Here is a 20,333-nt window from a genome sequence, read left to right on the forward strand (position 1 = left end):
CCATCTCTTTTAAATTTAAGAATTATAAAATATATTATTAAAAAGGTTCTATCAATAATTCACAAAATTAAATAGATTTTAGACATTAAGAGCCATCTATTATTCACAAGAAGGTAGCATATTATACACAATCAACAATAAGGTATTTATGTACAAAAACGCCCCATAACCAAACAATAATACCCCATATTACAGCAAGTCTCCTCCCATCATCAAGTACGCAGAGTTGTAGTTATTTCGTTGCAAATCCATAGTCCCCCGGTTTATAGCGCTTTGCACAGAGAAAGCACAACTCTATTACAACAGAAAAAAAGATTTAAAACATGTTTTCACAATTAGATATATTCACCCTTTTTCCAAATCTCTTTTACGTCTCAAAGCCTCCAGATAATAATAGTCGGCATAACTAAGAGGAACGTCTATCTCAGTGCAGTCCGGGAAACTACCCACTGAATGCATCAGCAGAAAATAATGATTCTCACCAATTTCAGCACGATAAGCCGGAGAAGACAGCGTTTTCATTATCTTATCTGCTGTTTCTTTATATTCCTTATTATTTGAGAAGGCACTTAGCTCATACAGTGCGGAAGCCGTAATAGTAGCAGCCGACACATCCCTCAGTTCCTTTGGAATATTCAGAGCATCAAAATCCCAGTAAGGTATCAAATCTTCGGGAAGATTTGAGTTGGTAAATATAAACTCATACACCTTCTTCGCCAGATTCAGATATGCCTGACAGTGTGTGTACCTATAACACATTGTATAACCATAAATAGCCCAAGCCTGTCCTCGTGCCCATGCCGATTCATCGGAATATCCTTGTGCCGTGCAACGCTTAAGCACTTCTCCCGTTTCCGGATCATAGTCTACCACATGATACGAACTTCCATCCTTCCGGAAATGGTTCTTCAAGGTCTTATCGGCATGTGAAACAGCTATATTATAATAGGTAGAGTCACCGGACAACCGGGTGGCTTCAAACAGAAGTTCCAAATTCATCAGATTATCAATAATCACCGGACATTTCCATCCCATCTTTAACGGACGTCCTTTGTCGGTATTCCAAGACTGAATGATCTCCGCATTCGGACGAAAACGGGTAGACAAGGATTTGGCCGCCTGTACTACGACCGGCTTATATTCCTCTTTACCTCCCATACGCAAGCCGTTGAGGAAGCTGCAACCTATGATAAAACCGATATCATGATGTGAAGTATTATATTGTTCCTTATATAAATATTCGGTACATTTCTCTGCTTTCTGCTTCCAGTATTCATTATCGGTAAGATTATACAAATACCAAAGGCTTCCCGGGAAGAAGCCGAGAGTCCAATCCCAACCACGACGTGCATACACCATATCTCCTTTAGCGTTCACTGTACGAGGTATTAAGATTTTATCATTCTTTTCAAGAGCATCTATTTGTAAACCATATTGGACAGCGGCATACTCTATATTCGTCGAAAGGAAATCTTTCTGTCTTTCAGCTCCCACACAAGCAAACACAGAAAAGAGGAAAAGACCAATACACGTACGAGTTAAAATATTATTTTTCATAAACAATCAATATTTCATTAATTTATCAACTTTACCAAACAAAAATAAAAAATGAAATAACATTGGAGGGGTTATATATATCCATGAAAGGAATCCCAAACATACAAAACGAGCCCAATGGGGCAAAATGGACAAAATAATACATAAATTGAACAATAATACACCTAACAACACAACATCACGTTTTCCTCCTCACGACAAAAAAACTATATTTGCAAATCTTAAATAATGATTACTATACCTAAAGATTATGAGAAACAGAATCTTTTTAATCTGCTACTTCTTATGTGTACACATACTTACATGTAGTACACAAAGCATATCTTTCCGGCATTTGACTACCGACAATGGTCTATCACACAATTCCATTATTTCCATTTATCAGGATGAACGTGGATTTATGTGGTTCGGCACACGAAATGGAGTCAGCTTATACAATGGAAAAGATTTCAAAATCTATCAAAAAGAGAAAAACAACTCAAATAGTATTCTATACAATGATATTTATCACATCACAGGAGACCAAAACGGCCACGTTTATATCATGACCAACAGGGGTATTTCCGCTTATGACATAGAAAAAGGGCAATTTACTCCTATCATAAAGAAAAGCACACGGGCAGAATTCTTTTCTGAATATCTATACGCTGCCACTTCAAACCAGATATTCAAGTACGATGGAACAAAATTCGATTTGTTCTATAAGATGCCTCAAAATAATAGCATTATCCAAAGATTATACGTATACAACGACTCTGTTCTCATAGGAACCAACAAAGGACTCTATATACTCAACGCACAAAAGGAACTGACCCAGCCTATCAAAGAAGGAAACATTTCCGATATCATCAGAGATTCTTCCGGTTGCTATTGGATAACTGCCAAATCAGGCCACGGAGTATACTGCATACAAGGCAAACAGATTAATAATTTCTTATATGAAGCAGATGATCCTTCCACCATCAGTTCCAACTATACACACAGGTGTTGCGAAGACAAGCAAGGAAATATATGGATAGGAACTTTCAACGGACTTAACAAGTATGACAAGCAAACTAGAAAGTTCACCCGTTATGTGAAAAAAGAAAACAGCAAAAGTCTAAGTAACTCTTCCATCTGGGGATTACATTGCGACTTACAAGGAACCATTTGGATAGGGACATATTCCGGAGGAATTAACTATTTCAATCCACAGAAACAGATTTATCGTGAATACCAGACTTCTTCCAAGGAAAAAGAAGGTTTAAGCTCTCCTATCGTTAAACGTATGACCGAAGATGACGAGGGGAATTTATGGATAGGTACAGAGAAGGGCGGAATTAATAAATACGATCCGGTCACCCAAACCTATCAATGGTATACTGATAAAAATACTCCCAACAATTATAGACAAGGAAATGTAAGAGCAATCTACTACGACTCCATCCAAAAAGTAATGTGGTTCGGCATTCATCTGGAAGGACTTAACAAATTAGATTTAAAAACCGGCCGCTCCACCAATTATAAATATAAGAAGGGGGATAGAACATCTATTCCATCCAATCTTATTGAAGATATTTTACCCTATCAAGGGCGATTAATATTAGCAACCAACAACGGAATCGGTCTGTTCAATCCTGAAACCGGAACATGTAAACCGTTATTCCACGATGAAGTGGCATTCAACAATACCATATCCAGTTTCGGATTAACCCTCGACCACAAAGGTATTTTATGGATAGCCAATAACAACAATGGGGCCTGCGCTTACGACTTTGGCACTCAAAAACTGTCAATATACAAGTATAAGAGTGCCAATGAGCACAGCATCAGTAGCAACAGTATCAATTCCATCTATGAAGACAGTCAGAACAGATTATGGTTCTGTACTAATGAAAATGGATTGGATTTATACCGCAGAGAAACGGATGACTTCGAGAACTTCGATATGAGCAAAAACGGCTTGGCAAGTAACATTATTTACAATATCTGCGAGCTATCGCCAAACAGACTACTTGTAACTACCGACAAAGGATTCTCCATATTAGACTATCAGCAGAAAAGATTCAAGAATTATGAAGAACTCCCGCTAAGTTGTATCAATGAAAATGCACTTTACAAAAACAAAAAAGGAGAAATATTCATTGGAGGAACCACCGGAATTATTTCTTTCTTCGAGAAAGAACTTGAAGAATCTCCTCGTTCTTACCGCATCTATCCATTCCGACTTATCGTGAACGGAAAGGACATCAATGTAGGAGATAAAGACAGCATATTGACTAGAGACATAACTTATACCCCAAAAATCACTCTTAAACCTAATCAAAATATATTCAGCATTGAATATACCACAACCGACTATATACCTTTCAATAAAGATAAAATCATATACCGCCTGGAAGGTTTTTCTAATACATGGAACAGTCTGGAACAAAATGTCATTACATACACCAACCTAAATCCCGGTAAATATACATTAGTTGTCAAGGCCAGAAATATCAATGAAAGCCTGGTTCCACCAAGCAGATTGCAAATAGAGATCTTACCTCCTTTCTATCATACGATTTGGGCATACCTACTATATTTTATATGTATTGCGGGTATTGTATGTTACCTCATACGTACCTACCATCGCCGAATCCAACTTCAAGAATCGCTGAAATATGAAAAAAAGCATGCCGAAGATATCGAAAAACTCAACCAAGCCAAATTACGTTTCTTCACCAACATTTCACATGAATTCCGTACTCCTCTTACACTCATCATCGGACAAATGGAAATGTTACTACAGATGCGTTCCTTTGCTCCCAACGTTTACAACAAAATACTAGGGGTATACAAAAGCTGTTTACAGTTGAGGGGGCTGATCACCGAACTACTTGACTTCCGCAAGCAGGAACAAGGCTACATGACTATCAAGGTCAGCGAGCATAATATTGTGGACTTTGTATATGAACATTATCTCCTTTTTCAGGAATATGCAGTACAACGCCAGATTACTTTCAACTTCGAGAAGAGTAGTGACAATATCAGTTTATGGTACGATGCCAAGCAGATGCAAAAAGTGATAAACAATCTTATCTCCAATGCCTTTAAACACACAAAAGCCGGAGGAATAATTTCCATATCCATCCGGAAAAGGAATCAGGAGGTTCTCATTGACGTAACGGACAATGGCTCGGGAATAGCTGCCAAAGACATCAGCAATATCTTTACCCGTTTTTATCAAACGGAACAGTTGGATTCGTTGTTCTATGTAGGTACCGGCATCGGCCTTTCGCTTTCTAAAGGCATAGTCGAACTACATCATGGAAGTATTGAAGTTTCCAGTGAATTGGGAGAAGGCACTACCTTCTGCATACATCTGAAAACCGGAAAAGAACACTTTACCTCCGAACAAATCTGTGACACAAAAGATACATTTACATCTAATGAAGTTAATGAGTTAAGTGCAGAGTTCCAACAATATCTGTTGTCGGAACAAACAGTTTCAAACAATGACACCCGACTAAAGGAAGGAGAATATAAAATTCTTATTGTGGAGGACAACGACTCATTAAAAAAAATGTTGACCAAAATATTCGAAGAGTTCTATATTGTCATTACCGCTTCCAACGGCAAGGAAGGGCTGGAGAAAGTACGTTCCGAAAATCCCAACATCGTGCTCAGCGATATCATTATGCCGGAGATGTCCGGTACGGAACTTTGCCAAGCCATTAAAACCGATTTTGATACCTGCCATATACCTGTAGTTCTGCTGACGGCCAAAACCGCCATCGAGCACAACCTGGAAGGATTGAGAATGGGAGCGGATGATTATATTACCAAACCGTTTAACATCAATATCTTGCTGTCCCGCTGTAACAATCTGGTCAATAACCGGATCATAATGCAAGAGAAGTTCAGCAAACAGCCACAAGGAAACGTACAAATTCTGACCAACAACATAATGGACAAGAAGTTCATGGATAAAGTGATGGAAATTATCGAACAGGAAATGGAGAATGGAGATTTCAATGTAGATATGCTGGCAACGCACATGAGTATTTCCCGCACAAAACTTTTCTCCAAGTTAAAAGCCATTACAGGGCAGACACCTGCTGATTTCATTATGACTCTCCGCTTGAAACGTGCAGCATTCTTACTGAAGAACAACATGGAACTGAATATTGCGGAAATATCAGACCAGGTAGGTTTCAATGTTCCCAAATATTTTAGCAAATGTTTTAAGGAGAGATACCACGTCACCCCACAAACTTACCGGAAAGGAGACACCAGCCCCTCCGAGGATGAGGAAACGACCAATGAACCTGGATTCAAGACGTAAAACTAAAATTATCTAATACAATTTCAGCTATCTTAATCAAACAATTCCTTCAGCACCTCCAGTGATTTCAAAGCCGGAAAGTCCGGCAAATGCAGGCTATAATAATCATTGATAGTAGTCAGGCAGCGGGTGCGTTCCGCACGGCTCATGCCGAAAAGGTGCATCGTCTCATAATTCATACGCATCAGTTGCCGAAGTCGCCCGGCTTCTTCAGGATTAATATAAGATGAATGTAACTGAGGACGAATCGAAGTGAAACAGGCATTCAGCAAGTCAAAATAGTCACCGGTATGATAATCATCGAGATTAGGATAAAGCCCCAAAAAGCGGGAAAGCCTCATCAGAAAGACCAGATGGAAATTGGCAAAACCTTCGCTGCACTCGTCCAGCCAAATGATAGAATGTTGCAGATAGGCAAACAACGGATGGTTCTCCGCCTCTTCGCGGACAGCCCGATAAAGAAATTCAGCCAAGAAAAGCGCCATCGAAGACTTATACGGGTCATAAGGAATGGACGAAAAAGGATAAAAAGACTTCGCCTCCTTCACCCGATAGAGTGTAGCATTCGGTCTGTAATCCGCTTCAAATTCGATAAAAGATAACGGCTGAAACAGAACAGATTTCACCGCAGCCTTTCGCGAACGGGGTACTGCCACAAGAAAAGAAGCCCTGCCGGACAACTCCGTATACATATCTACAATGATAGACGTATCATTATATTTTAACGTATGAAGAACTATTCCTTTTGTTTTTTGCAGCATAACAGATTACCTTATTATCAATCCGGAACAAAATTACAAAAAATTACATAGCAATCGGAGAGTTTTCATAGGCATTAACAACAAAAAAGATAACTACTTTTGTTATACTCCTTGAATAATAAAATAAAGATAAACAAGCTTATGAAACAGAAAAGCAACAAAAATGGATTTATCGTATGTGCCAAAGCGTACATATGGAAACTACAGGAAGAAGGGCGCTATTCGACAGCGCACGTGTATAAGAACGCAGTTCTCTCATTCACCAAGTTCTGTGATACGCCTGGCGTATCATTTGCACAAATCACCCGCGACAGTTTGCGGCGATATGGGCAATATCTTCACGAATACGGGTTGAAGCCAAATACTGTCTCCACCTATATGCGCATGCTGCGCAGCATTTACAACCGCGGTGTGGAAGCAGGTATCGCCCGTTTTATCCCCCGATTATTTCGTGATGTGTACACAGGAGTAGATGTACGACAGAAGAAAGCACTGCCGCCCGGCGAATTGCATACGCTTCTCTACAAAACTCCCCAGTCCGAACACTTGAGCCGTACACAAGCCATCGCACGGCTGATGTTCCAGTTCTGCGGCATGCCGTTCTCTGACTTTGCGCATATGGAGAAATCAGCACTGGAACAGAACGTTCTCAGATACAACCGTATAAAGACAGGAACGCCTATAAGCCTTGAAATATTGGATATGTCGAAAAAGGAAATGAACAAACTACGCAACAACACTGCGCCGAGAGAGAATTATCCCGATTATCTGTTCAATATCCTGAAAGGCGACAAGCCGCGGAAAGATGAAGGTGTTTATAAAGAATACCAGTCGGCACTCCGCCGGTTCAACAACCAACTGAAAAGCCTGTCGAGAGAATTACAACTGAAATCACCTGTCACTTCATATACTATCCGTCACTCCTGGGCAACAAACGCAAAGTATCAGGGAATCTCCATCGAGATGATTAGTGAATCATTGGGGCACAAATCAATCAAGACCACACAGACCTACCTGAAGGGCTTCGGATTGAAAGAAAGGACAGATGCCAACAAATTGAATTGTTATTACATCGAATCTTACAGAGAAAGACACCATTAATCCATAACAAATTAATAACAAACACTTTACCAGTTCTGTTACTTCTTAGGTAACGGATATAAATTCGGCACAAAGATATATAAAAAGAACCTCACTATCCAAATAAATCGTATCTTATTTTATTCTTTTCCTTTGAAAAAATAAAATAACAGGCAAGAACACGAAGCAGACTTCATTCATGTTCTAACCATCTATTGCCGAACATCGGACTAATTCCCATCCGAAATCATTCAAGTATATTTTATTTATAAAAGACCACTGTCTTTTTCCTGTTTTATCTTCAGATACATTTGTCATGCAAATAGAATTCCGTTACCTAAGAAGTAACAGACATGCATAAACAAAAAGTTATGACACACAAACCTGATACAGCTAAAGACTCGCACCCGTTCGCGGGCGGAAGATGGAAGTTTGCGACAAGCATAAAACAAATGCCGGTCGTCCTTCTCATCTTTATCGGATTCATCTTGCCTGCATCCAACCTATGCGGACAGAACATAGCCGTCAAGAGCAATCTGCTCTATGACCTCACCAGTTCATTCAATCTCGGAGGTGAGATACGCTGTGACGACACACATACCCTCAGTCTTTCCGTCAATTACAATCCGTGGAGTTTCAGCAACAATAAGAAAATGAAGCATTTCCTCGTACAACCGGAATACCGCAAATGGTTCAACGAAGCATTCGCAGGAAGCTTTATCGGGCTACAGCTTCATTATGCCTTATTCAATTTCGGCGGAATGCTTCCCTGGGGATTCGGAGACGGAAAGATGCTGGGTGTAGAGAACCGACACATCATCAACAACCGCTATCAAGGTAATCTGGCGGGGTTCGGCATTTCCTACGGTTACCAATGGATGATTAGCCCGCAATGGAATCTGGAAGCGGGTTTCGCATTGGGATACGCCCATCTCAATTACAAACGCTACGGGCAATCCGCAGGCGCTCCCCTGATAGAAAAGTCAAATTGCAACTATTGGGGACCTACGCAAATAGGAATATCGGTCGTGTATTTCATCCAATAATCCAATTTAATAAACGCATAAAATGAAAACGAAAACACTCATCTTGCTCGGCCTATTGATATGTAATCTGCTTCCGGCACAGAACGTCAAGCTGGATATCAAGCCCCACTTTTTGGGAGTACGGGCAGACTCATTACTCCTTTCGATGGACGTATCGGTAGAGATAGAGGACATGAACCCGAAGAACGCTGTCATACTGACACCTGTCCTGACCAACCGGGACTACAGAATGTTGCTGCCCGCCATTCAACTGAATGGCAAGCAGAAACAGAAGCTATACCTGCGCAACCAAATATTGCGCAAAAAGAAAGACAGCAAGGAAACCACTCCGGCATATCTCGTGGCAAGCATTGACAACGACCATTCTCGTACTATCGCTTACCGCACCGCATTGCCGATGGAAGACTGGATGAACGACGCCACAGTCTACCTGCGAAGGACTATCGTCAGACCCGAAGGCGAACAGACGCTAAAAGACACGTTAATCATCGCACCGCAATACGCAGTGCTACCACCCGAAGTAAGCGCAACTGCCACAACAGTTCAGGCAACCCCTTCTCAGGTAACGGCCACCAGCAATACAACACCTTCAACTCCGGTAAACAGGAAATTAAAATATAAAGGTTCGTATGTTTCCCCAGCATCGGATGACGTAGACATCCGTAACCAGAAAGAGTTGAACTTCAATCTCGAAGAGGCAAAGATTATGGCAGATATCAATCCGCAGATGTTATCGCTCCGCGAACTTTATACAGTGGCACTGTCATATGCGGACAACAAGACGAAGTTTTATCAGATTATCAATATCAGCGTCAAGCTGTATCCCGTGCATCCTGTCGCCAACCTCAATGCCGCCGCTGCCGCCATTGAGCAGGGAGACACGAAATCAGCAAACAAATTCCTTTCAATGGCATTACATGAGGGACTTGCCTACAAAAGTTGCCGGGGAGTGTATGAGCTGATGACCGGAAATACATACGAGGGCATCCGCATACTGAAAGCCGCCAAAGCGGAAGGTTCCGAGGAAGCCACATACAACCTGAAGGTCTTTTTCGAAAACAATAAACGTCCTTAACCGACAGATACAATGAGATACTTCATAGCCCTACTTATATCATTCGGTTGTCTTCACTGCTATTCGCAGAAAGTAGCCGTCAGACTCAACGCACTTCCGGCAATCGACGGTTCCTTCGGAGCAGGTATCTCCTATGCCGTAGGAAACAGAAGCACCGTCGAGCTGGCAGGCAGCCTGCGACCATGGAAGCGAAGTGAGATGTACGTGAACCGTTACTGGCTGATTCAGCCCGAATATAAATACTGGACTTGCCAGAAGTTCAACGGTTTCTTTTGGGGAGCTTATCTCAATGGCGGGCAATTCAATATCGGCGGGAAGAAACTGCCTTTCGGCATATTCTCAAGACTGAAAGAACATCGGTATGAGGGCTGGCTCGTAGGGGGTGGCATCAGTTGTGGATACCATTGGATGCTGAACGACCATTGGAACATAGAAACAGCTTTGGGAGCAGGATATGATTTCATCTGCTATAAGCAGTACAACTGTGTCAGGAAATGTGCAGGACTTCGCAACAAAGGACACCATCATTACGCAGGCCCCAACAAGGCCTCCATAAGTTTGGTATATCTATTTTAAAACGAAAAGAGGAAACAGTATGAACAGTCTATGGAAAGTTTGGTTCTCAAAAAGAAGGCGTATCTATTTGCAGATAGCGCGCAAATACCGCACCACTCCCTGGAGAGTATATCATCTAGGACATGGCGGATTCAGCAAAAGTAAAAAGGATATAAAGATTTTGGAAGAATTACAACAGTATGGAGTAATATCCCAGATTTATCCTTGGTAACAGATTCACCTATAAGACAAAGAAATATAGATTATTACAATAATGAAAACAGGAGCAATTTTTATCATTGCGGTTATTCTGTCTCTGATGATACAAGCCCCGGCGCTTGCGACAGAAGAAACAGGGGCTGTGCGCACAACCTCATCCAGCCTGTATAAGGTCGGAAAAGAGTTGGTGGTTTCTATTTCAATAGACATCACCCGCGATTTCTCACCCAATGAATCTATGGTATTGATTCCTGTTGTCAGCGACAGTTTGGAACATCGGTTGGAACTGCCACCCATTTATATCAACAGCCGGAAACAGCATATCATATTCCTGCGGGAAACAAGAAAAAAAGAAAAAGAAGCACAAGCCCTGCAAAGAAAAAACGGAGAAAGACAGACTTTGCATTACCTGCAATCCGCCCCGTTTGATAAATGGATGAACCGGGCTACTCTCTCATTAGTAGAGAAGAGTTGTGGCTGCGGTATTCCCGGCACGGAAGATTTCACCTGCATCGCCCGTCTGCACCCACAACCAACACCTGTTCCGCAACTTGCATTCTTGACTCCACAAATCGAGAAATCGAAAATCAGAAAGGAGAAAGGTTCAGCGTTCATTGACTTTCCCGTCAATGCAACTGCCATTAATGACAAATACAGCAATAATGCAGCCGAACTAAATAAAATCATAGAGACAATCAACACTATCAAACAAGACAGTAACGTAAGCATCACACACATCGGTATTCACGGTTACGCATCACCGGACGGCCCTCTTAAGGTAAATGAACGACTGTCCCACGAACGTACACAGGCATTGAAAGAATATGTAAGCCGATTATATACATTCGAAAAAAAGAATATTCATACATCCTATACACCCGAGGATTGGGAAGGGTTTGAAGCGCTTCTCGGTGACACAACTTTCCGACAGAAAGAGGCAGTCATGGAAATCGTGACGGGCGATATTCATCCCGACCGCAAAGAAAGGATACTGAAAACACAATTTCCAACGTTCTACCGTTTTGTGCTCGAACACTGGTTTACTTTGCTTAGGCATTCTGACTATACCATCGAATATTATGTACGTCCGTTCACGGTGGAAGAATCGCAGAAAGTATTCGACACCAATCCCCGAAATCTGAGCTTGGAAGAAATGTTCCGTCTTGCGCTCACACACTCTCCGGGAAGCAGGATGTACAACAAGATTTTTATGACTGCCGCGCAACTGTTTCCCGACAATCCAACGGCAAATCTGAACGCCGCCTGCATAGCCCTGATGCAAAAAGACACAAAGACCGCCGCCTCTTTTCTCAAGAAAGCTCCGGCAGTGCCGGAAAAGACATTAGCAGAAGGGGTCGTTTCTTTCCTTCAGGATGATTACGAGAGAGCAGAAACACTGTTCCAGCAGGCTAAAGACGCAGGATTGTCACAAGCGGCAGAAAACCTGAAACTAATTAGTGAATTAAAATAATTTATTTAACTAAAATCACAGTAAAATGAAAAGATTCAATCAGTTAATGTCGCTGCTCCTGTTTGCAGCAGTTACACAGTACAGTTGCATCAATGATGCAGACGTAGCTTTTTCCGACGAGATTCCTACAGAATCAAACGGCAACCTTGCCCTATCCTTCGAAATTCCTAACGTAGCCCTCACCCGCAGCGCCGAGTCATCGGGGCTTACAGAGGTAGGGTCGAAAGAGGAATATGCAGTCAAAAGCCTGACGGTCTACTTGTTCGACTCGACAACCAAAACCTTCAAAGACCAACAGGAACTGAAGAACATCAGCCTGACCGGTATGGACGGTCAGAAAATACAGTACACCGCTGACAAAATCACAGTCAATCCGGGTACTTACAACATCTTCGCCATCGCCAACGGAAAGGCTGTCACCGGAAATATCAGCACACAAGACGCTTTCCTGAATGCTGTCGACGGCATTACATATAGTACAGGAAAAATCCCAAGCGTACCCGAAAGCGGATTTGTCATGACCAACCGTGGTGCTGCCAACCTGAATGTGGAAGTGAGCAAGCCCACCGATTCGGACAAGGTGACTAGTGTAACTATCGGTCTTGAACGTGCCGTTGCCAAGGTCGAACTGACGCAGCAACAGGAGACTTTCCCGCTGAAAGACCCTTCCGGAAAGGTTTATTGTACCATCAAACTCAATAATTTCAGAATGTTGAACCTGGCAACACAGTTCTATACATTCCGCCACACAGCCGTACTGAACGAATTCCAGGAACCGGGTGCATACACGGACGAAAACTTCGGCAATATCAATGATAATAATGGCTACGTAATCGACCCTTATTTCTTCAAGAAAACAGTGGAAGGCGCCAAAGATTTCACCAATGCCGACGGCTTCTTCGCACAAGCATTGGTTAACTTGGATATCAACGACAGCAACTGGGCAGGCATGAAACCAGCCAAGAGTTGGTCACACATCTACTGTCTGGAGAACTGTATGTTTGTCAATGCACAATTGAATGCATATAGCACGGGAGTAATGTTCAAAGCCAGCATGGACATTGCTACCGATCGCGTTTTCGACGAAAACGGTGACAATATAAGCAATTCTTCCAACTGGCCAACCAAGTTGTTCTACTTCAACTACAACTTCTACACCAGCGTGGATGCTATCCGCAAACTAGTTCTGAATAACTTGCCTGAAGATATCACAGACAATTCGGATACAAAAGCCCTTGCCCAATACAGCATCAAACGTTTCCAAAAGACTGAAAACTATGCATGTTACTATAACTATTGGATTAAGCACGAGGATGATAACAACTCCACGGAAATGGGCGTAATGGAATTCGGCATCGTACGTAACAACATATACCGCCTGTCTATCAGTAAAGTGGCAGGACTCGGCAGCGGCGAACCTTACATCAAACCGGAACAACCGGACGAATACAAAGCCGAAGTGGATATCAATATTAATGTTTTTCCATGGGCCATACGTAATCAGGATGTAGAACTTGAATAAGCAGCGTCGGCCACCCGAACTAAAATCAAATTCAATGCGTTCATTTCTACTACATATTATTTGCGTTGTCGCGCTGTTCTCGTCCTGTGACTGGGTGAACGACGACTTATCAGACTGTCCTACAGGAACCTGGCTGAAAATATCGTACACCTATAATATCCTGAACGTGGACGCCGCGTCTACGCAGGTAGGCGACATCACCATTTTTGCCTTCGACAAAAATGGCAAGTATGTGGACCGGCTGGACGTAGACAGTATAACATTACATCAAGGCTACTGCATGGTAAAAGTGCCGTTTCCCGAAGACACTTATCATCTGCTCATATGGGGAGGAGCATCCGACAACCTGTATCAGCTCCCAAATCTCAAAGCTGGACAGACGGAACGAAAGTCTCTGAATATATCGTTGGCATGTGACGAAAAGAACCAGTCGGCCAGGAAACTGAATGCACTTTTTTACAGTAGCCTTGAAAATATCACTATCAGTGAAGAGTATCAAGTCATCACCGCCGAACTGGTGAAAAACACGAATGATTTCTCATGCATTCTCCAGGATGAAAACAATCTCCCTCTACGGAAAGAGGACTTTGCCTTCAACCTGGAATCCGCCAACGGTGTGATAGACTATACCAATACTCCTGTCGGACCAACTCCGGTCTGCTACCTGCCGTATCGGCAGGAAGTGTCCGTAACGTCCGAACAGATTCCCGTCATTCATGCCAGATTGAATACGCTGCGCATCATGAAGGGAGACAACACAACATTATCTATAAAGCATATACCCAGTGGAAAGATTATCCTGCATCTACCACTCACCCAATATTTATTGTTATCAAAAATCTATCCCGATAATATAGGTGATATAAGCGACCAGGAATATCTTGACCGTCAGGATACTTATACACTCCTGTTCTTTATCCAATCATCAGATACGGGGATTCCGCAACTCTGTCCGCTAATGAAAGTAAACGGATGGACTATACGCCTGAATAATTCGGAATTGGAGTCGTAGAAAATCCGAGAAATAAGTATTTATACAATATATAGGTGAGATATAAAAAGGCTACTGTGAAGTATCCGAGCGGGCTTTTAGCCCTCTTCGCATATAATGTTTCCCACTATATGCAAAATGCCCGATAAAACGGCACCCCCTTGAGAGGCCGTTTTATTGTTTGTTTGTGTTAAGTGCATCCATTCCAAGCGAGGAATTGGATGCACTGCTTATTTATAGATAACTGAAATGATAAATATAAATAATTTTTCAAGAATAATCCTCTGTATCAATAACATCATACAGAAAAAGGCTACTTTTACAAACAAAATAATAGAAACTAATGAGAAAACTTATCTATATACTGTTCATATCTACATTTCTGGTATCAGGATGCAACAAACAACAATCCGTATCTGACAGGCTACTAAATGAAGTAGAAAAGACCATTGCCATCAATCCTGACAGTGCATCCAACCTACTAAAAGGCATATCATCTCCTGAAAAACTAGACGATAAAACCTTTGCACGCTGGTGTATGTTATCAGGAAAGATTACAGACGAGATCTTCACCACCATCCTCCCAACTTACCAATTAGAGAGGGCTTATGACTGGTATTCCTCGCATGGTAGTCCTGATGAACAAGTGCAAATTCTGATTTATTTAGGTCGTTCCTATTTTGCTGACGGAGATTATGATAGAGCTATGTCAATATATACCGATGCATTGAATATTGCAGAAAAGAATAAGCTTAATAATCTCATTGGATATACCTATGACTATATAGGCGACTTGTACAGAGAAAGATTCATGCGGACAGAAGCTATCAAAAGATATGAGACTGCTGCCGAATACTTCAAAAAAGAAAATAATACTGACAGTTATGCCTGTGCTTTAAGAGACGTAGGACGTGAATATGCGCAAATAGATTCACTAAATCTCGCATTAGAGATTCTAACTATTGCTGATTCTGTAGCAGCCAACACCAAAGATGTAGAAGTTACTTCATCAATAAATAATACCCTAGGCAACATTTATGCAATGCAGAATAAATACGATGAAGCAGAAACATATCTTCTCAAAGCATTGGCAAGAGGAAGAAACAAAATGCCTAATTATATTGCACTGATAGACCTATACACTGAATCTGATTCTATAAATAAAGCCAAAGAATTATTATTCCAGATGCCACAGGATAATCCTGAATATGCATGTAGCATTAAATATCTATATTATCAAATCTATAATGCAGAAAAAAACTATAAAGAAGCTCTCAGCAATTTGGAAGAATATGTTGATATGGTAGATTCTATTGTGTATGCAGATAGCCAATCTAAAATACTGGATATAGAATCCAAATATAATCACCTAAAAATCAGCAAAGAAGTAGACAGACTAAAAATTAGACAACAAGGCTACATCATCATTTCAATTATCTGCATTATTACACTACTATTAATAATGGTAGGATACTTGTTATACCGCAAGAAAGCAAAAGAAAAAATCCAAAAGCAACAAGATGAATTGCACCAGATAAAAATAGATTTACTCTATGCCTCATTAGAATTGGAAGAAAAAAGAAAGTTATTAGACACGTTTAAGAAAAAAGATGAAAAATATAATAAAATGCAAGAAGAAATTTTCCTTCTTGCCACTAATTATAAAGAACTACAAAATAAAATCCTGATAAAGTCGCCCTTGTTTAAAGAGCTAACGCATCTAGCTAATCAAAATAAACCCGGAAATAATAGCCCATTAATAACAGATAAGCAATGGAAACTGATTGCGAATGAAATAACGGATATCTACCCCAATTTCCGTAGTTACATATATAATCTGTGCCCAGATTTACAAACACAAGAATTTATGTATTGCTGCTTTTGTATGTTAGGGTTTGATACGAATGCTGAAGCAAAATTGCTCAACATTGCAGTCGAATCGGCAAGAAAAAAACGATTCAGACTTAGACAAAAATTGGGAATTGAATTACTCAATAACAAGTTGTCATTACGTGAATATTTAATCGAAAATATGCGTTAAGCGCTTTTGCAAACAGAAAATAATCTCTTAAATAATTTCCTGTCCATGCAACAAAAGATAACTCTCTGATTATCAACGTCAGTCTGTCTACGTCAAAAAGTTGCTTTTATTTGCACTATACCTCATATCGCCATAACTTTGCAAAAAATATTTAAAGATATGAGACTGTTTAGCATTTTACTACTTCTGATTAGTATTCCATTCATTGCCATGGATCCTAACAATCTATCAAAACACAAAAGTAAACGTTTAGTTTTCAAAAAATGGCAGACCCAGCATAGAAGAATTGTTCCTATACCTATAGAAGCCACTCTTGATGAAAACTACATTGAAGTACGTTTTATAGAAAACGTAGATAATCAGGTTATCTTCCAAGTAAAGGATCAGCAGGAAAATATTATCTTCCAAGATGTGTTATTGGCTCCTAATGAGCAAGAAACTTACAAGATTAGTTTGGCAGATATTGAAGTAGGTCATTATGAACTTCTTTATATAGAAGAAGACATGACTCTCATTGGAGAGTTTGATATCGAATAGCTGATATTTCAAATATTGCACAGAGGACGTTAACACATACAGTTCAACCTTAATCAGAAGTGGATATGATGAGAAAAATTATTATCCGTTACGGGATTATTCTCCTATTAATTATAACCAGCGTTGCTCACGCATATGGACAAGCTGTGGAAGAAAATGAAAAAGTACGCACTTTCCTTGATAACATGTTCGGAACTTTAGATAAATCGAAAGTTCCACACGGTTTGTTACGTGACTTCGCTTTTGAACTGGTAGACATGGATCGTTTCGACGGTTCCAGTTTGACCGAAACAAATAGCATAGATAGGCAGACTTATGAAATGTTACTCCGCACAATCAGATCCTCTGCTGTTACCATAAAACCCTTTGAAGACGTTGGAAACATATTGGTTAAACAGAATAGCGCCAGCAGCAGTCCTAGCACATTAACGATAAGTGCTTTAGCCTATCAATATTCAGTAATCAAAGCTAATGCACTTACAGATAATCTCATCCAATATAATAACGGGAAAGTAAGTGATAATTATAAGAATGGCACATGGCAAAACCCTTATGAAACTCGATATGTAGTTGGATTTTGCGGTCAAGATAGCATCCTGACTTCATCATCGGTATCATTTAAATTAGATCCAAATTGTTGGTTCACTAATCTTTCTTGCAGAACAATAGAAATTGATACCGGCAGTGGTTATAGATCAATCAATATAGGTAGTGCAATCACAGAAAATTATACAACTGATGGAACTAAAGATATCAAGCTAAGAATAACCCTAACAAACGGTAAGCAACTACTATCACATACTAAAATACAGGTTATCGGTAACACACTTACTAGGTCTTTGGCAAACGACTACTATCTTAATTATCCTCAAGCAATAATAACCGGTGAACCGTACAGAGGCTTGAAAACTAAAGCAGAAGTATTTGTTGCCTATGCTCCATCCAATCACACAGGACGAATTAAAAAACCTTTTATTGTTGTTGAAGGTTTTGATCCCCGCACAAGAAAAAAAGATGGTACAGTCATCAATAAAGGAAGTACCACAATGGCTAGCTTCTATAAAAACTATATCAGAGATCAAGGCATATATTGCCCTGATTTATATCTTAATTATGATATTGTTTACGTAGATTGGGACTACAGCGAAGAGTATATTCAGGCAAACGCAAATACCCTCATAAAGGTAATTCAATGGGTTAATGCTCAAAAAGATAACCAAGAAAATATAGCAACAAATGTAATACTAGGACAAAGCATGGGAGGAGTGATAGCGAGGTATGCTTTGAGAAAAATGGAGGATGCTGGTATGGAACATCAAGTATCTCTTTATATTAGCCATGACTCCCCACACTTGGGAGCCAATGTACCTCTGGGGGCCCTCTATGCCTTGTATGGCCTGAGTTCATTTCTAGAAAACAAAAAAACGATAGGACATTTTGCTGATAAATATGCCGATAGTGGAACATTGCTTACAGCTATTGAAAAGATAGCTCATAGCCATGCTGCAAAACAACTGCTAGTTAATTATGTTGATTATGGAGGAGAATTAAATAATTCAGAGCATTATATATGGCAAAACGAATTAGCAACATTAGGCTTTCCACGAGGTGATAATGGGCGTGAATTCAGAATGCTGGCTATAGCTAACGGAAGCTATTTCGTAAACACATTACCAACATCATATTTAAAAGTTGATTTTTCAGCATCTTCTGACTTAATCGGTCTCATTCCCTTAGTCAGATGGTTGACTAGTCCCGTTTTAGCATGGGGATTAAACGATATATGGGTTGGGCTTCTAAACCTTGTTCCCGGAAAAACGACAATTAAAGGTTTGGTAGAAATAAATCCGGGAACTTCATTCGGTGGAAAAGTTACCAATATTAATTTGAGATATATCAAGAAGTGTTTATGGCTAGTCGATGTAAGACATACCATATTCTCTTATGCAGCCCACATGAATAGTAATTTGCTTTATGATACTTATCCTAGTTCATACTACGATTTAGCAGAAGCAAAAAAAAGATAGAAGGAAACCAAGAGGACGGCATCCCTATTGTAGGCAAATATGACTATAATGTATCAATGTGGAATTCAATTCCGTTTATACCAACATCCAGTGCTTTATGCGTTGGACATGGACAGCAGAATCCGACCCCCAATATGTTCCTCCAAAGTCCTGACATCGACAACAGCCCTTTTGGCGCAAATATATACAAGTTTGCAGGTCTGTCAAGTAAACACATTGATTTACCTCCACTAGTACTTGAATGGCTCAACGCCCAATTAGACTTTGGTATAATAGGACCTAAACAGGGTTTTAACGGTTCTCGATATATCGTAAACAGCAAGAGTATATATAATATCGAGTGGAGTACAAATAATCCGGACATAGCAACAATAGATCAAAGCGGGATTCTTACAGTAACCGGCAATGGTATTGTACGTATCACTGCCAAAGGAGGAAACTCATTAGAATCCAGCATCGAAGTCATGGTGGGTACTCCGAGATTTGTCTTGGAAGATGCAATTAGAAAGCCCGGATTTTACGAAATAAAATCAAAATGTATTGATTCGCAATATGCAGAATTCTTGAATAAATACAAGAATGTTCTACTGTACAAATGGGGAATTAAAACAAACGACCAACCGTTAGTCTGGTTTACATCCGAATCACCGGAACTTCACATAAGTACTCTGGAAGATAATGACAACACAACTGTTTATTTAAAAATCATAGATTCCGAAGGTAATGAGAGTGCTCCGCTATTTGTTAGAATTTCCGGACAAGATATTTATGATTTAACTTATAAGACATTAGTCTTTAATAAAGACGGGCGTTTGTTTAATGACAAAGGCATAGAGTTATTTTATGATTTTGTGACCATGCCTTTAAAATATAGAGACGAGACTTATGATGAGTTCTCTAATGCAGAATGGAGTCCTGTTGCCGCAATTGTCATAAATGATGAGAATGTGCCGAGAGGAATTCCGTGGAAAAGAAAAGGGTATATACGTGACATAATACCACCATCTGAAAAAGAACGCATTCTTTCATCTCCAGACGGGAAGGTTATGATTTACAAATTGCAGCTTCTCAACTTCGATGGTGAAATCGTACAACAAACACCTTTTACAATAATGTATAAGTCTAACTATCCTAATAATTAAAAG

At 40.3% G+C, this 20,333-nt stretch carries 15 protein-coding genes; 13 read left to right on the forward strand and 2 right to left on the reverse strand.

What is annotated here, in order from left to right; genetic code table 11:
• Nucleotides 1-345: 345 nt before the first annotated feature.
• Nucleotides 346-1,557: a glycoside hydrolase family 88 protein gene (locus tag NSB03_RS01015; RefSeq protein WP_024986109.1), complete on the reverse strand. Its 1,212-nt coding sequence runs from the start codon at nucleotides 1,555-1,557 to the stop codon at nucleotides 346-348.
• Between the two features lie 250 nt (nucleotides 1,558-1,807).
• On the opposite strand from NSB03_RS01015, the gene NSB03_RS01020 reads away from it, so the two are divergent.
• The gene (locus tag NSB03_RS01020) at nucleotides 1,808-5,863 is read left to right on the forward strand and encodes a hybrid sensor histidine kinase/response regulator transcription factor (protein ID WP_135038401.1); all 4,056 of its coding nucleotides are present in this window, start codon (nucleotides 1,808-1,810) and stop codon (nucleotides 5,861-5,863) included.
• Between the two features lie 32 nt (nucleotides 5,864-5,895).
• On the opposite strand, the gene recO is transcribed toward NSB03_RS01020, so the two are convergent.
• Nucleotides 5,896-6,624, reverse strand: coding sequence for a DNA repair protein RecO (gene recO, locus NSB03_RS01025; RefSeq protein WP_024986108.1), 729 nt, complete (start codon nucleotides 6,622-6,624; stop codon nucleotides 5,896-5,898).
• Nucleotides 6,625-6,765: 141 nt separating this feature from the next.
• On the opposite strand from recO, the gene NSB03_RS01030 reads away from it, so the two are divergent.
• The 12 genes from NSB03_RS01030 (at nucleotide 6,766) to NSB03_RS01085 (ending at nucleotide 20,330) form a co-directional block, all read left to right on the forward strand.
• The gene (locus tag NSB03_RS01030) at nucleotides 6,766-7,725 is read left to right on the forward strand and encodes a tyrosine-type DNA invertase cluster 3b (protein ID WP_135038404.1); all 960 of its coding nucleotides are present in this window, start codon (nucleotides 6,766-6,768) and stop codon (nucleotides 7,723-7,725) included.
• Nucleotides 7,726-8,075: 350 nt separating this feature from the next.
• Complete coding sequence (locus NSB03_RS01035) at nucleotides 8,076-8,750, forward strand: DUF3575 domain-containing protein (protein WP_128824195.1); 675 nt, start codon at nucleotides 8,076-8,078, stop codon at nucleotides 8,748-8,750.
• 22 nt (nucleotides 8,751-8,772) lie between these two features.
• Nucleotides 8,773-9,825, forward strand: a complete 1,053-nt coding sequence (locus NSB03_RS01040; RefSeq protein WP_024986106.1) for a DUF3868 domain-containing protein — start codon at nucleotides 8,773-8,775, stop codon at nucleotides 9,823-9,825.
• A gap of 12 nt (nucleotides 9,826-9,837) precedes the next feature.
• Nucleotides 9,838-10,401 (forward strand): DUF3575 domain-containing protein, encoded by a 564-nt coding sequence (locus NSB03_RS01045; protein ID WP_024986105.1) that lies wholly within the window; start codon nucleotides 9,838-9,840, stop codon nucleotides 10,399-10,401.
• A gap of 19 nt (nucleotides 10,402-10,420) precedes the next feature.
• On the forward strand, nucleotides 10,421-10,612 hold the full coding sequence (locus NSB03_RS01050) for a hypothetical protein (protein WP_024986104.1): 192 nt from the start codon (nucleotides 10,421-10,423) through the stop codon (nucleotides 10,610-10,612).
• 42 nt (nucleotides 10,613-10,654) lie between these two features.
• Nucleotides 10,655-12,070 (forward strand): DUF3868 domain-containing protein, encoded by a 1,416-nt coding sequence (locus NSB03_RS01055; RefSeq protein WP_121765490.1) that lies wholly within the window; start codon nucleotides 10,655-10,657, stop codon nucleotides 12,068-12,070.
• A 25-nt stretch (nucleotides 12,071-12,095) separates the two neighbouring features.
• Complete coding sequence (locus NSB03_RS01060; RefSeq protein ID WP_135038408.1) at nucleotides 12,096-13,592, forward strand: Mfa1 family fimbria major subunit; 1,497 nt, start codon at nucleotides 12,096-12,098, stop codon at nucleotides 13,590-13,592.
• 34 nt (nucleotides 13,593-13,626) lie between these two features.
• Nucleotides 13,627-14,604 carry a FimB/Mfa2 family fimbrial subunit gene (locus tag NSB03_RS01065; RefSeq protein ID WP_121765492.1) on the forward strand — a complete coding sequence of 326 codons (978 nt, stop codon included), beginning with the start codon at nucleotides 13,627-13,629 and terminating at the stop codon, nucleotides 14,602-14,604.
• Nucleotides 14,605-14,926: 322 nt separating this feature from the next.
• The gene (locus tag NSB03_RS01070) at nucleotides 14,927-16,624 is read left to right on the forward strand and encodes a BT3442 family protein (RefSeq protein ID WP_024986103.1); all 1,698 of its coding nucleotides are present in this window, start codon (nucleotides 14,927-14,929) and stop codon (nucleotides 16,622-16,624) included.
• 159 nt (nucleotides 16,625-16,783) lie between these two features.
• Complete coding sequence (locus NSB03_RS01075) at nucleotides 16,784-17,161, forward strand: BT3441 family protein (RefSeq protein WP_257466149.1); 378 nt, start codon at nucleotides 16,784-16,786, stop codon at nucleotides 17,159-17,161.
• A 65-nt stretch (nucleotides 17,162-17,226) separates the two neighbouring features.
• Nucleotides 17,227-19,188, forward strand: a complete 1,962-nt coding sequence (locus tag NSB03_RS01080) for a PGAP1-like alpha/beta domain-containing protein (RefSeq protein WP_257466150.1) — start codon at nucleotides 17,227-17,229, stop codon at nucleotides 19,186-19,188.
• Between the two features lie 56 nt (nucleotides 19,189-19,244).
• Nucleotides 19,245-20,330, forward strand: a complete 1,086-nt coding sequence (locus tag NSB03_RS01085) for an Ig-like domain-containing protein (protein ID WP_128824193.1) — start codon at nucleotides 19,245-19,247, stop codon at nucleotides 20,328-20,330.
• The last annotated feature ends 3 nt before the right edge of the window (nucleotides 20,331-20,333 follow it).

This window comes from Bacteroides acidifaciens (genome assembly GCF_024623065.1).
GTDB classification, from domain to species: domain Bacteria; phylum Bacteroidota; class Bacteroidia; order Bacteroidales; family Bacteroidaceae; genus Bacteroides; species Bacteroides acidifaciens.